The sequence below is a fragment of the Arthrobacter sp. zg-Y919 genome, assembly GCF_030142045.1.
Classification (GTDB): domain Bacteria; phylum Actinomycetota; class Actinomycetes; order Actinomycetales; family Micrococcaceae; genus Arthrobacter_B.
In genome coordinates this window covers 594,571-608,587 of sequence record NZ_CP126242.1, presented here as the reverse complement: position 1 = coordinate 608,587, position 14,017 = coordinate 594,571, and the positions used below count along the sequence as shown (strand labels likewise).

Annotated in this window: 13 protein-coding genes; 7 read left to right on the top strand and 6 right to left on the bottom strand. The window is 65.9% G+C overall.

Annotated features, from left to right (window positions below):
* Window positions 1–12 precede the first annotated feature (12 nt).
* Window positions 13–1,014, bottom strand: coding sequence for a GmrSD restriction endonuclease domain-containing protein (locus QNO10_RS02905; RefSeq protein WP_229949308.1), 1,002 nt, complete (start codon window positions 1,012–1,014; stop codon window positions 13–15).
* Window positions 1,015–1,145: 131 nt separating this feature from the next.
* Between QNO10_RS02905 and ppk2 the strand changes: the two genes are divergently transcribed.
* From ppk2 to QNO10_RS02890, 3 genes are all read left to right on the top strand, one after another.
* Window positions 1,146–2,174 (top strand): polyphosphate kinase 2, encoded by a 1,029-nt coding sequence (gene ppk2 / locus QNO10_RS02900; protein ID WP_229949306.1) that lies wholly within the window; start codon window positions 1,146–1,148, stop codon window positions 2,172–2,174.
* 121 nt (window positions 2,175–2,295) lie between these two features.
* A complete protein-coding gene (locus tag QNO10_RS02895) occupies window positions 2,296–3,018 on the top strand; it encodes a FadR/GntR family transcriptional regulator (RefSeq protein WP_229949304.1) in 723 nt (240 codons plus the stop codon).
* Window positions 3,015–3,800: an alpha/beta fold hydrolase gene (locus QNO10_RS02890; RefSeq protein ID WP_229949301.1), complete on the top strand. Its 786-nt coding sequence runs from the start codon at window positions 3,015–3,017 to the stop codon at window positions 3,798–3,800. Before QNO10_RS02895 ends, QNO10_RS02890 begins: the two co-directional genes overlap by 4 nt.
* A 79-nt stretch (window positions 3,801–3,879) precedes the next feature.
* Here QNO10_RS02890 and QNO10_RS02885 read toward each other — a convergent pair whose 3' ends face one another.
* From QNO10_RS02885 to QNO10_RS02870, 4 genes are read right to left on the bottom strand one after another with little or no spacing between them, the layout of a single operon-like run.
* A complete protein-coding gene (locus tag QNO10_RS02885; protein ID WP_229949300.1) occupies window positions 3,880–4,929 on the bottom strand; it encodes an L-idonate 5-dehydrogenase in 1,050 nt (349 codons plus the stop codon).
* Window positions 4,930–4,943: 14 nt separating this feature from the next.
* A complete protein-coding gene (locus QNO10_RS02880; RefSeq protein ID WP_229949299.1) occupies window positions 4,944–5,717 on the bottom strand; it encodes an SDR family oxidoreductase in 774 nt (257 codons plus the stop codon).
* A gap of 16 nt (window positions 5,718–5,733) precedes the next feature.
* Window positions 5,734–7,137, bottom strand: coding sequence for a GntP family permease (locus QNO10_RS02875; RefSeq protein ID WP_229949298.1), 1,404 nt, complete (start codon window positions 7,135–7,137; stop codon window positions 5,734–5,736).
* A gap of 30 nt (window positions 7,138–7,167) precedes the next feature.
* A complete protein-coding gene (locus QNO10_RS02870) occupies window positions 7,168–7,689 on the bottom strand; it encodes a gluconokinase (protein ID WP_331460336.1) in 522 nt (173 codons plus the stop codon).
* 133 nt (window positions 7,690–7,822) lie between these two features.
* Here QNO10_RS02870 and QNO10_RS02865 point away from each other — a divergent pair, with 133 nt between their 5' ends.
* The 4 genes from QNO10_RS02865 to QNO10_RS02850 all read left to right on the top strand — a co-directional run bounded on the left by QNO10_RS02865 (window position 7,823) and on the right by QNO10_RS02850 (window position 13,265).
* A complete protein-coding gene (locus tag QNO10_RS02865; RefSeq protein WP_229949297.1) occupies window positions 7,823–8,803 on the top strand; it encodes a hypothetical protein in 981 nt (326 codons plus the stop codon).
* Window positions 8,804–8,952: 149 nt separating this feature from the next.
* Window positions 8,953–12,294, top strand: coding sequence for a DEAD/DEAH box helicase (locus QNO10_RS02860; RefSeq protein WP_229949296.1), 3,342 nt, complete (start codon window positions 8,953–8,955; stop codon window positions 12,292–12,294).
* A 192-nt stretch (window positions 12,295–12,486) separates the two neighbouring features.
* On the top strand, window positions 12,487–12,747 hold the full coding sequence (locus QNO10_RS02855; protein WP_229949295.1) for a hypothetical protein: 261 nt from the start codon (window positions 12,487–12,489) through the stop codon (window positions 12,745–12,747).
* 65 nt (window positions 12,748–12,812) lie between these two features.
* Window positions 12,813–13,265, top strand: a complete 453-nt coding sequence (locus QNO10_RS02850) for a MarR family winged helix-turn-helix transcriptional regulator (RefSeq protein WP_229949294.1) — start codon at window positions 12,813–12,815, stop codon at window positions 13,263–13,265.
* Between the two features lies 1 nt (window position 13,266).
* On the opposite strand, the gene QNO10_RS02845 is transcribed toward QNO10_RS02850, so the two are convergent.
* Window positions 13,267–13,890 carry an FMN reductase gene (locus tag QNO10_RS02845; RefSeq protein WP_229949293.1) on the bottom strand — a complete coding sequence of 208 codons (624 nt, stop codon included), beginning with the start codon at window positions 13,888–13,890 and terminating at the stop codon, window positions 13,267–13,269.
* Window positions 13,891–14,017 lie beyond the last annotated feature (127 nt).

Here is a 14,017-nt window from a genome sequence, read left to right as displayed (position 1 = left end):
GGGACTAGCGGGTCAGGACGTGCAGCCGACGCCGTCGCCGTCGCGGTCAAACTTCGGATCCCAGCCGGCGTCCCCCGGACGGATCGGTGCCACGCCGGCTGCCTTCACGGCGGTGCAGTTGGCATACGCGACCGGACCCGCGGGAGCGGCGGGAACGGCGGGAACGGCAGCGGGCTCCGCGGCCTGTTGCGCAGCCGGGGCACCGGCACCGACAGCTGCGGCCGCTGAAGCAGAGCCTTCCCGCAGCGGAACCGGTTCCTCCGGACAACCGGACAACACGGCGGCGATGGCATCGTGTTCGGCCTGCGTCATCCAGAGCCGGTATTCGGCTTTGACCGCCGTCTGGCGGGCGACGTATTCACACCGGAAGGCCTTGTTCGCGGGCAGCCAGGTGGCGGCGTCGCCGTCGGACTTGGCTCCGTTCGCCGGACCGTCGGCGGCCATGAGGTTCAACGGGTCATTGGCCAGCTGCCGGCGTTCATCGGCGGACAGCTGCTGGGCACCCTTTTGCCAGGCATCGGACAGGGCCACCACATGGTCGATCTGCACGGCCGTGCTGGTGGTGTTGCCGCGGACAAAGGCAATGGTTGCTCCCGTATAGGGATCCAGGAACGTCCCCGAGGCAACCACACACTCCTTGGTTCCGTCCTTGTAGACGATGTCCACGAGGTCCCGGGCGAGGATGTCGTTGCGGGTGTCGCAGCCGTTGCGGTCCGTATCGGCCCACGCCGGCCCGAACTGCTCACGGTCATAGCCGGTTTTCGGCGCCCGGCCCTTGATCGATATGCCCGCCAGCTGCTCCAGCGCGGTGCCTTCCGCCACCAGGTCGGCGGGCGGGGCGGCGGGATCGGCCGGAGGTGCCGTTTCCGCGGGAGGTGAGGGCTCGACGTCGGAGGGCCGGGTGGTGGAGGACGGGGCCGGTGCGGAACCGGTGTCGGCGACGGGTGTGCAGCCGACCGCGCCGAAGGCAAGCAGGGCAACGAGGGACAAAGTCTTGGTGCGTAGTGAGGTCATCGTCCTCCATTATCGGCGGCATGGCCCCGGGTCCCGCTCAGGCGCGCCGCCCGCGGCCGGGAGCCGGACCCTCTTCCAACCGGCGGCGGTGCCGCGTAAATTCGGAGAACCGACCCTGCAGTGGAGATGCCATGGCAACCAATAAGAACAGCACCAAGGAACTTTCAACCCAGCGGCCAGCAACCGACGGGGCGGCAACAGATGCGCCCGACCTGGATGGTGAGCGCGTGGTGGTTTCGGCGGACTACGCCCAGGAACTCGACGAGCTGCAGGAGCTGAAGAAGAAGGGCAAAAAGCTCAAGATCGACGTCGACGACGACGCCTGGCGGCAGAACTACCCGTACGACACCAAGCTCAGCCGGCGGACCTATGACCGGCAGAAGCGGCGCCTGCAGATTGAACTGTTGAAGATGCAGCTGTGGGTCAAGGAAACCGGGCAGAAGATGCTCATCATCTTCGAGGGCCGTGACGCCGCCGGAAAAGGCGGGGCGATCAAGCGGTTTGACGAGCACCTGAATCCCCGCGGCGCACGGGTGGTGGCGCTGGAGAAACCCACCTCCGAGGAGCAGACCCAGTGGTATTTCCAGCGGTACATCCGGACTCTGCCCAGCGGCGGGGAGATGGTGATGATGGACCGCTCCTGGTACAACCGGGCCGGCGTCGAGCGGGTCATGGGGTACTGCACCCCGGCGCAGTATCTGGAGTTCATGCGGGAGGTTCCGGAACTCGAACGCATGCTCGTCAATTCGGGCACGCTTCTGTACAAATTGTGGTTCTCGGTGGGCCGGGCGGAGCAGATGGCCCGGTTCGCAGCGCGTGAAACCGACCCCGTCAAGCAGTGGAAGCTCTCCCCCACCGACCTGGCCAGCCTGGACAAGTGGGATGCCTATACCGAGGCGAAGGAAGCCATGTTCTTCTACACGGATACCGGGGACGCGCCCTGGACCGCGGTGAAGTCCAATGACAAGAAACGTGCCCGGCTTGAGGCGATGCGCCACGTGCTGAACACGGTGGACTACCCGAACAAGGACTCATCCATTGCCCATGCCCCGGATCCGCTGATTGTGGGACGCGCCTACAACCACTTCGAAGAGGACGATGAACCGCACGGCAGTTTCCCCGTGGTGAAACCGCAGGGCAACGGCACCGTCCCCGGCTAACGCTCGAACGGCCGCGCCCCGAGGGCAGTGCTGGAAGCTCGCCCGGGGTGCGACGGCGGTCACACATGCGTGGATAGAATACAAAGGTGATTTCTTCCGCCGTGATGACCCGGCAGCCCGCATGAGTTCGCGGCTGCACAACCTCGTTATTGAAACGGTGGGTATGCGGATCATCTCCGGTGAACTTGCTGCCGGAGACACCATGCATTCGGAACATCTGGAAACCGAACTCCAGGTATCCCGGTCCGTCGCACGCGAGGCCGTGCGGGTGCTGCAGTCCCTGGGCCTGGTGGAGTCCGTCAAACGCGTGGGCATCCGGGTCCTTCCCGCAGCCCGCTGGAATGTCTTTGACCCCACGGTAATCCGCTGGCGGCTCGCATCCTCGAAAAAGGGTCTCCAGCTGCGCTCGCTGACGGAGCTGCGCTCCGCCGTCGAACCCGCTGCCGCAGAGCTGGCCGCCGTGCATGCCCCCGCCGAACTGTCAGCCGAGTTACTCTCGGTGGCGGCGCAGATGCGGGCAGCCGGCCAGGCCGGAGACCTGGAGCGGTTCCTGGACCTGGACATCCGCTTTCACGGGTTGGTGCTTGCCGCTTCGGGCAACGAGATGTTCGGCCAGATGCAGTCCATGATCGCCGAGGTCCTGCGCGGCCGGACCCATTACGGATTGATGCCCGACCGCCCGCATGAGGAAGCCCTGGAGCTGCATATGGATGTCGCCTCTGCGATCAATGCCCACCGTCCCGAGGCGGCACGGAACGCGATGGACCAGATTATGCGCCGGACCATGGACGAAGTGGGTGCCGTCTGGGCACACGAACCCCGGATCTTCGAGCCCCTGCCGTGATCGCCCGCGAGCTGGGACACGGCAGGCCGCTGGTACTGATACACGGTTTCGAGCTCGACCACCGCAGCATGCTGCCCCTCGAAAGCTCGTTGGCTGACAGTCCGTGGCGGCGCATCTACCTCGACCTGCCGTGGACCGAACAGGCGGTTCCCGGACCGGTCGCCAGCGCACAGGACGTGGCCGACGGCGTCGTCAGTGAACTTCGGGACCGGCTGGGAGACGAGCCGTTCGCGATCATCGGGCATTCCTTCGGCGGCATGGTTGCCCGCCATGTGGCGCACGCGATGCGCAGCCAGGTGCTCGGGCTGGCCACCCTCGGGGCGGTCTTCACAGCCGACCACCGCAAGCGGGTGCTCCCCGCACGCGAAGTCATCTCCGCGGCTCTTCCGGACCTAACAGCCGATGATGACTTCCTGGAAATAGCCGTAATCCAGACTCCGGGCACCCTCGCTGCCTTCAACGAATTTGTCCTTCCCGGTCTTCGGGGGACGGATCGGCAGGTGACCGAGCGGATTGCCGCGGACTACGCGCTGCGGTGGGAGCCGGAGACAGCTCATTCGGAACCGTTCGAGGCGCCGTCGCTGCATATCTTCGGCCGGCAGGACCACGTCACCGGATACGAGGACGGTCTGGCGCTCAGGGACCACTACGTGCGCGGAACGTTCGTAGTGCTCGACGCCGCAGGACACCACCTGTACATGGAGCGTCCCGCCGCAGTCTCGGTGCTCGTGGATGACTGGCTGACCAGCTCCCGGGCACACGCGCCCGCTCTCCCCCAGTAGCCGCTACCCCGCCGGGGAAACCCGGTACTCCTCCTCGAGAGCCGGGTTGCCTTCCCGCTTCGGGGCAGTTGACGGCGGATCAGGCGCCGAAGCGCAGCAGCACCTTCCCGCTGCGGGAAGCATCGCGGGCCGTATCGAACGCTTCGAGGGCATCCTCGACGGCAAACTCGTGCGTCAGAACGGCGTCGGCCTGCAGGCTGCCGTCCGCCAGGGCGGCAATGACCGCGTCAATCTCGTCGTTGAACCGGAACGAGCCCACCAGTTCCAGTTCCCGCGTGATCGCCAGCGAGATCAGGGCCGGCTGCTCGCCCGAGGGCAGCAGCCCGACCATTACCACCCGGCCGCCGCGGGTGGCTCCCGTGACAGCAGACATCAGGCCCCGGTAGCTTCCGGAGGATTCAAAGCAGATATCCGCATCGACCTGGGCAATGGCCTCGGCGTCCGTTGCCGGCAGGCTGCGGTCGGCACCCAGCGTACGGGCGATGGCCAGCGGTCCTTCGTGCATGTCGGTCGTGATGATTTCCCCGGCTCCGCGGGTCCGCAGCACCGCCGTAATCAACGCGCCGATCGGCCCGGAACCCACCACCAGCACCCGTTTACCCCGCACATCGCCGGCACGGGATACCGCATGCCAGGCCACTGCGGCGGGTTCCACCAGCGCAGCGCGGCGGAGCGGCAACTCGGCGGGCAACACCCGGAGCATCCGTCCCGGCAGGTTCACATACCGGGCAAAGGCACCGTCGGTGTGGGGAAACCGTGCGGCGCTGCCCAGGTACGTACACCCGGGAGAGAGATTCGGCCGGTCCTCGGGATACCGGGTTCCGTCTCCGGGTCCCGGGGTGGCGGGGTGCACGGCGACGGCGGTTCCGGCGCCAGGGCCGGTCCCGTCCGCCGCCGGCGCGAGCACCCGTCCCACGACCTCGTGTCCGAGCAGCATGGGTGCCCGCAGGATGGACTCCCCCGCCGCCCCGTGCTGCCAATAGTGGAGGTCGGATCCGCAGATGCCGCCGTACGCAATTTCGACGACGGCTTCGTCAGCCCGTGCGGCAGCCAGTGCCACCGGTTCCACCCGCATATCGCCGGCGCCGTGGGCGACGACGCCGAGGGTGCTGGTTGGCAGTTCGGTCATGGCAGGGTGTCCTTTCAGACCACGGTGGTCATGCCGCCGTCGATGAAGACGACCTGACCGTTGACGAAATTCGACGCGTCCGACGCCAGCCAGAGCGCCGGGCCCACAATGTCCTCCACGGTTCCCCACCGGTGCGCCGGGGTGCGGCCGAGGATCCAGGAATTAAATGCCTCATCATCGACGAGGTTCTGCGTCATTTCGGTGTGGATGTAGCCCGGGGCAATCGCATTGATCTGCAGCCCCTCCCCCGCCCACTCGGCCGTCATGGCCCGGGTGAGATTGCGGATCCCACCCTTTGACGCCGTATACGGAGCAATGGTCGGCCGGGCCAGGTCCGTTTGGACCGAAGCGATATTGATGATCTTGCCGGCACCCCGCGGAATCATGTGCCGTGCGGCCTCGCGGCCCACCAGGAACGCGCTGGTCAGGTTGGTGCGGAGCACCCGTTCCCAATCGGCCACGTCCAGGTCCAGCATCGGTTCGCGGTGCTGGACGCCGGCGTTGTTCACCAGGATGCTCAGCGGCCCGACTTCGCGCTCCACCCAGGCCACGCCGTCGGCCGCTGCCTCCGCATCGGTGACGTCGAAGCGGCGGGCGAAGATCCGGTGCGCGCCGAACTCTGCCGCGAGCTCCGCGCGGGCTGCCTCCAGCCGGTCCGGATCCAGTCCGTTGAGCACAACGACGGCGCCCGCGGCGGCCAGGCCGCGGGCAATCGCATGGCCGATGCCGCGGCTGGACCCGGTGACCAGGGCGACCCGGCCGGAAATATCAAACAAGCTGGCATTCATCAGCAGTACCTGTCAGCTAGAACTGCGCGGCGACCAGGTAGATCACCAGGGCAAAGACAAAGCCAATCACGCCGATCAGGGCCTGGCCCACGGTCCAGGTCTTGAGGGTGGTCTTGGTGTCCATCTGGAAGAACCTGCTGACCAGCCAGAAACCGGAGTCGTTCACGTGTCCGGCGAAGACCGAGCCGCCGGCAAGTGCCAGGACAATGGCCACCACCTGGACCCCGTTGAAGTCCGGGTTGTCCAGGACCACCGGCTGCACCAGGGCAGCGGCGGTGGTCAAGGCAACGGTGGCCGAGCCCTGGGCCAGGCGGACGATGGCGGCGATGAGGAAGCCCGCCACAATAACGGGCAGTCCCACCGCATCCAGCGAATCGGCGATGGCGGTGCCGATGCCGCTGGCACGCAGCACGCCGCCGAACATACCGCCGGCGCCGGTGATCAGGATGATGGAGCAGACCGGGCCGAGGGCACTGTCCACAACGGTCTCGATCAGGGAGGCGTTCTTGCCCTCCCGGCGGCCGAGCAGCCACATCGCCAGGAAAACGGTGATCAGCAGGGCCACAGGGGTTTCACCCAGCGCACGCAGGACCTGCACCCAGCCGGTGTCCAGGGAGACGACCTCGGCGGTCGCCAGCATGTTCAGGCCGGTATTGAGGAAGATCAAAACGAACGGAAGCAGGAGCAGCAGCACGATGGTGCCGAGCTTCGGAGCGGAGCGGAATTCGGACTCCGCCGATCCCTTAGGTGCGTCCAGGATGGAGGGCACCGGGATGTTGTACTTGCGGCCCAGGAAGGTGCCAAAGAGGTAACCGGCCAGGTACCAGGTGGGGATGGCGATAAGCAGGCCGAAGATCAGGACGAGCCCGATATCGGCGCCGAGCAGGCCGGTGGCGGCCACGGGGCCCGGGTGCGGGGGCACAAACACGTGCATTACGGAGAACGCCGCGGCTGCGGGGAAGGCGTATGTCAGCAGCGAGCCACCCATGCGGCGGGCTACGGTGAAGATGATCGGCAGCATCACCACGAGGCCGGCGTCGAAGAAGATCGGGAAGCCGAACATCAACGAGGCCACCGAAAGGGCCAGCGAGGCCCGCTTCTGTCCGAACTTGGTGATCAGCGCGTTGGTCAGGACCTCTGCACCGCCGGATACTTCGAGCATCCGTCCCAGCATGGCGCCCAGGCCCACCAGCAGCGCGACGCTGGCCAGGGTGGTGCCGAAGCCGCTCAGCATTGTCGGCACCAGGTCGGCGGCGGCAATGCCGGTGGCGACGGCGGTCAGCAGGCTGACCGTGATCAGCGCCAGGAACGCGTGGATACGGAATTTCATGATCATCACCAGCAGCAGCGCGATGGCTGCGACGGCGACAAGGAGCAGGCCGGGAGTACTCAACGTCCAGTTGAGTTCTAGGTCGGTCATCTTCGTCCTATCTGGGGTACGGCGCGGACGTCAGCGTCCGGCAGTGGTGAGTGCCGCAGCGACGGCTGCGGCAATTTCAGTTGGTGTGAGGTGAATGTCCACCGGGATCCCTGCTTCATCGGCAGCAAGTGGTTCCAAGGTTTCGAACTGGGAGTCGAGCAGGGTGGCGGGCATGTATTCGTGGTTCCGGCGGGACAGGCGTTCGGCAATGAGGTTGCGCTCACCGGTCAGGTGCACAAACCGGGTTTCCGGTGCGAAGGAGCGGATGAGGTCACGGTACCGGCGTTTCAGCGCCGAGCAAGCGATTACGGTGGATTCCCCGCGGGCGAGTCCGTCGGCGAGGGCCGTGCCGATGGCGCGAAGCCAAGGGTCCCGGTCCTCGTCGGTCAAGGGGTGCCCGGCAGCCATCTTTTCCTTGTTGGCAACCGGATGCAGATCATCCCCATCAATGAACGGCAGGCCCAGGGCGTCGGCAATGGCCCGGCCGGACGTGGATTTGCCGCTTCCCTGCACACCCATAACGATCAGCGGTGGAACACCGGACATCTGCATGGCTGCACTCCTCAGACACGTCGTTGGATCTGATCTTGTGTGACCAGGCAGACAATAAATCAGATTTTTCCTCCACAAGGTAGCACAGTACGGGGTCTGGGTTTCTGCCATCCACAGTGGGAGCGTTGAGCCCATGACCCGCACGGTTGCTTCCCGGTCAACTGTTCAGTCCCGGTTCCGCCGGCGCCGGACGGGCGTTGCCGTCAGCGCCCTGACAGTGGGGCTGGCGGCTGGTCTGATGGGAGGCTTCCTCACCGGAGACACCGTGCAGGGTTCGACGTCGGAGGGTTCGACGGCGGAGGGCGCACCGTCGGAGGGTTCGACGGCGGCGACGGATTCCCCGACGGAACGGGCAACTTCCGGCCTCAGTGCAGAGCTGTCGGCCAGCAGGTTGTTCGGGGCCGAACCCACCGTTCTGCTGAAACTCTCGAATTCGACGCCGGACGTGGTGGAGGTCGCCGGCGCCCGGTTGCTCTCGGAAGGCTATGCCGAGCCGCAGCAGTGGGTGCCCGCACGCCCGGAACCGGTCCGGTTGCGCTCCGGAGCAACTGTGAGCCTGCCGGTTCCCCTGGCCGGGCCGGCCTGTCCTCCGGATGGTCCGGATCTCCGTCCCGCTGTGGTCTCCGTGGAATTGTCCACCGGCGTCCTGGAACTGGCTGCGGCCGATCCCCGCGGCGACTTCTCGGCACTGCACTACCAGGACTGCCTGCGGCAGGGCATGGCCGGCGTCGCCCGTTTCGTTCCGCAGCTGGAGGTGGCACCCAACGGCCGGACCGCCGTCGTCCGCGTCCTGATTCAACCCACCGGCATTGAGCCCACCGTCACCGGCGGCCTGATCCTGCACCGGATTGATGCCACTCCCCTGCTGGCACCGGCGGGTCACCCCTGGCCGACGGAAACCACGCTGAACAGCATGGACGGGCCACGGGAGCTGGTGCTGGGCGTGGCCCCCCAGCGCTGCGACGCGCATGCACTTGCGGAGGACAAACTGGGGACCTATCTGCCCCTGACCGTGACGGTGGCCGGATACTCGGGCCAGGTCCGCCTGCCGCCTCCGGACGAATTCACGGCTGCGGTCTATGGCTTCGTCCAGACGGCCTGCGCCGACCAGTAGCCGAACAACAAAAAGATGAGTTACACGCAGATCACGCCATTGTGACCTGCGTTACCCACCATCCTAGGCATGGCCCCCGGACCGAGGCCAAATCCGCGGGGAGGGAACCGGCGGCGGAAACCGTCAGCGCTGCGTGAGACGATAAAACCATGCTCGAAACCCCTCCGCTCGTAGACGTCACCGACGTCATCCGCGTGGTTGGCGGCTCGGCGTTTCAACGGGGCCAAACCTACGCCAAGGGCGGTGCCGTCGAGGCGCTGGAATGGGACCCGCAGGGCGAAGTGCTGCGCGCCTCGGTCCGAGGCAGTGCCTCGGTTCCCTACCGGATCATGCTTCAGCTCGGCGCCAAGCGCCAGGGCGACTACCGCCTGTTGGACAACCACTGCAGCTGCCCCCTCGGTTTTGACTGCAAGCATGTGGCCGCCGCGGCACTGCAGAGCAACACCGAGCACCTGATTTCCCGGCAGGAACTCTCCGCTCCTGCCGTACGCCAATCCGTGCCGGCCTGGCAGCAGTCGCTGCAGACCCTGATCGATGCTGATCTGGCGGACAGCTCCAGACCCACCGAAACCACGCCCCTGGCTCTGCAGTTTGAACTGCGGAATTTCGCCGCCGCTGCCGCGTCCCGCTGGGGCGCCGCCCCCGCCCCGCGCAGCCGGCACCGGGCCACCCCCTTCCGTCTGGGCGTCCGTCCGGTGGTGCGCAATGCCAAGGGCAACTGGGTCAAGAACAACCTGGCCTGGAGCAACATCAGTTATCAGACCTACGGGCTGCGGCTGGACCCGGACCAGCACCGCTGGTTCTCCCAGTTCCCCGCCCTGCACCGCTCCAACGGCGTCAGCTATTTCGGCCAGAACGACTCCTGGCTGTACCTCGACGACTTCGCCAACCCCCTGCTCTGGCAGCTGCTGGATGAAGCAGTGCGTCTCGGCATCCCTTTCGTCGGCACCAAGAAAGACACCCACGTCCGGGTGGGGAAACTGGCCACCCTGTCCCTGGATGTCCGGGCAGCAGGCGCCGAGACTCCCGCGCCCCTGCAGCTGCTGCCCACCCTGGAAATCGACGGGCAGCCCGTCCCGCTGGAAGACGCCGGCATCATCGGCAGTCACGGGGTCTACCTTCGGTCCCCGCAAAACTCCATCACGCTGGCCCCCACGGCCAAGACCCTGACCGAGCAGGACAAGGGACTGCTGCTGCAGGGTGCCCCGGTGATGGTGCCGAAGGCGGACGCTCCCGTGTTCCTGGAGAAGTTCTACCCGCGGCTGCGGCAGGTCCTGCCGGTCACCAGCAGTGACGACTCGGTGGAGTTCCCCGAGATCGAGCCACCCGTCCTGGTCCTCACGGCCGCATTCGGCGCCGAGGATGAGCTGACCCTGACCTGGAACTGGTCCTACCGGCACGGCAGTTCCCAGACCCTGCTGCCGCTCACCCGTGCGCCGCAGGCAGGCCGGACGGCGGACGACGACGATGCCTCCTACCGTGATATCCCCGCCGAGGCGGAACTCCTGGCTGCCGCAGGAAAGACCCTGCATGCGGTCCCCCGGAACCGAACGCTGCGCGACATCGAGGCCGCCGAATTCACCGAGCATGTCCTGCCGGAGCTGGAAAAGCTCGACGGGGTGCGGGTGGAGATCGAGGGAACCCGACCCGATTACCGGGAGCTGCTTGAGGCACCGAAGCTGAAGATCACCACGGTGGAAACCGAACGCCGGGACTGGTTCGACCTCGCCGTGATGGTCACGGTGGAGGGCCGGCTGGTGCCGTTCGCGGAAATCTTCAAGGCCATTGCCCAGGGCAAAACCAAGCTGATGCTGGTGGACCGCACCTACCTTTCCCTGGACCGTCCCGAGTTTGAGCACCTGCATGCCCTGATCAATGAGGCACAGGGCCTGCAGGAATGGGATACCGGCGAACTGTCCATCAGCCGCTACCAGGCCGGGCTGTGGTCCGAGCTGGAGGAACTGGCGGAGGAAACCGAGGAAGCCGTCGCCTGGCGGCAGTCCGTCTCCGCCCTCCTGGACCTGGAGTCCGTGGACCCGGTGCCGCTGCCCGCCGGACTCGAGGCCAGCCTGCGCCCTTACCAGCATGAAGGTTTCAACTGGCTGGCTTTCCTGTGGGACCACGGCCTGGGCGGCATCCTGGCCGACGACATGGGACTCGGGAAGACCCTGCAGACCCTGGCCCTGCTCGCCCATGCCCGGGAAAAGCAGGCTGAATCGACTCCAGAATCACCGGAGACCGCGCCGGCCCGCAAACCATTCCTGGTGGTTGCCCCCACTTCGGTGGTGCCCAACTGGGCCTCCGAAGCCGCACGCTTCACCCCGGGACTGAAGGTAGTCTCCGTCTCCGACACCACCGGAAAGTCCCGCGTACCGCTGGCCGACGTCGTGACCGGCGCCGACGTCGTCCTCACCTCCTACGCGGTGTTCCGGCTCGATTTCGCCTCCTACCGGAAACTGGAGTGGGACGGACTGATCCTGGACGAGGCGCAGTTCGTCAAGAACCGGGTCACCCGCGTGCATCAGTGCGCCCGCGACCTGCCGGCCCCGTTCAAGCTGGCCATCACCGGCACCCCGATGGAAAACAACCTGATGGAGCTCTGGGGCCTGTTCGCCATTGTGGCGCCGGGGCTGTTCCCGTCCGCCCGCAAATTCACCGACGAATACCAGCGGCCCATCGAACGCGGCGACAGCCCCGAACTGCTGGCACGGCTGCGCAGGCGCATCAAGCCGCTGCTGATGCGCCGCACCAAGGAAGCCGTGGCCAAGGACCTGCCGGAGAAGCAGGAGCAGATCCTCGAGGTGGAGCTGCATCCGAAGCACCGCAAGATTTACGAGACGCATCTGCAGCGCGAACGCCAGAAACTCATGGGCCTGATCCAGGACATGGACCGGAACCGGATGATCGTGTTCCGCTCGCTCACCCTGCTGCGCATGCTCAGCCTGGACGCCTCGCTCGTCGAGCCGGAAGAGTACGACGGCGTGCCCTCCGCAAAGCTGGACGTGCTCTTTGACCAGCTCGAAGACGTCACGGCCGAAGGACACCGCGCGCTGATCTTCAGCCAGTTCACCTCCTTCCTGAAGAAGGCAGCGCAGCGCCTGGACGAACAGGGCATCAAGTACGCCTACCTCGACGGCTCCACCCGCAACCGGGCCGAGGTGATCGCGTCCTTCAAGGACGGCGTGGTCCCCGTGTTCCTGATCAGCCTCAAGGCCGGTGGATTCGGGCTGAACCTGACCGAGGCGGACTACGTCTTCCTGCTGGATCCGTGGTGGAACCCTGCAGCGGAATCCCAGGCCGTGGACCGCACGCACCGGATCGGCCAGAAGAACAACGTCATGGTTTACCGCATGGTCGCCAAGGACACCATCGAGGAAAAGGTCATGGCGCTCAAGGAGCAGAAAGCGAAGCTGTTCTCCTCCGTGATGGACGACGACGCCGTCTTCAGCTCCGCACTCACGGCCGACGATATCCGTTCCCTGCTGCAGTAGCGGAACGACTCCAGCGGAGAGGGTGCCCAGAGTGAATTCGGGCACCTGTGTTCCTTCGGCACCCGCATAATCGCGCGGCTGTCCGCGCCTCCGCTGAATTCTACAGTCCGTAGAAACCGTTACCGTGGAAACAGGGTCCGCTGCCGCCGTCGGACGGTCGCGGGCGAGCTACACGCGTACCGAGGAAAGGCAATGAGCGTCCAGGAATCCACGCTGGTCCGGCCGGTGGAGACTCCCCCGAAGGATGAAGACGAGCTGGTGCATGTTTTCTGCACCCCCTGCAAACGCCGGGCACGAAGCCGTGCGCGCCGCCCGGTCCCCTACTGCGGCAAACAAATGCCCAACCGCCCACTGAAGGACGACACCGGAGATCTTCCCGTCTGCGCAGTGTGCCTGGATCTGGCCCGCTCCGCGCCCTGTCCCCGGTGTGGAACCATGGCCCGCTTCGCCTGAGCCGAACCACCGGAGGCTGTACCAGAGCCATTCCCTGTACCGGAATTGATTTGTACAGTGGAGAGATGGCCAATCAGGAGCGTCCCATCGGATTCTGGCTCAAGCTCGTCGACCAGCTGGTTGATGACCAGTTTGGCGCCAGCTTCGAAGAACACGGCGTCACCCGACGGCAATGGCAGATGATGAACCTGCTGGTGGAAGGGCCCGCAACCCAGAAGCAGCTCTCGGACGGCCTGCGCCCCTTCTTCCCCGCAGTGGAGACCGGCACGTCCGCCGAGCTCATCGAAGAGCTGCGGGAATCCGGTTGGGTGCTTTTGGAAGACGGCCAGTACCGGCTCACCGATCTGGGCAGCCGCAGCCTGGAAAATCTCCGTGGTGCCGTGGACCGCATTCGGCAGCTCATGACGGACAACATCACCGAAGAGGAATACGGTGCTCTGCTGGCTGTCCTGCAGCGGATGGCCAGCAACCTAGGCTGGGACGGCGACGTCGCCTCCGGCCCGCGCGTGGATACCTAGGCTAGTTGCGTTGCGTCTGGGCGAGCAGTTCCTCGAACGGGAGCGACTCGGCCGGGTTACTGCGCTTTTGCACCGGAGCATCCCCCAGGAGCGCCACCAGTTCTCCGGCAGCTCGGCGGACCCGCTGGTCCAAAGTTCCGGTACCGGTCTCGCCCGATCCCCAGTCACCCGGTGCCGCATAAACAGCCGTCGGGGCGATCCGTGCCCGAAGGTAGCTGAACATGGGCCGCAGGGAATAGTCCAGGACCATGGAATGCCGCGCACTGCCTCCGGTGGCACCAAGCAGAACGGGCTTGCCGTCCAGCGCACTGTTATCAACGACGTCGAAGAAAGACTTGAACAATCCGCTCATCGAGGCCGTGAAGACGGGCGTCACCGCGACCAGTGCATCCGCCGCGACAAGCTCATTGATGGCCGCTTCCAACCGCGGTGCGGCATAACCGGTCACCATGTTGTTGGCGATGTCCACCGCGTATTCACGCAGTTCGAAGGTGGTGACGCTGACGGTCGAACCCAGGGCTTCAATCTCTGTCTTGGCGGCCGCGGCGAGGGCATCGGCAAGCATCCGGGACGACGACGGAACACCCAGTCCGCCCGACACCACCACTATTCTGCGATCCACCACGCCATCCTCCTCTTCATGCGTTTGCATGTTTGTTTCAACCGCGGCGGGGGCTGCCTTATTCCGGGCCCGATAGTCCGTTCGGTGGAACCGGGAGCACCGGAAGCCCTTCCCCCGTCGAAAAACAGCG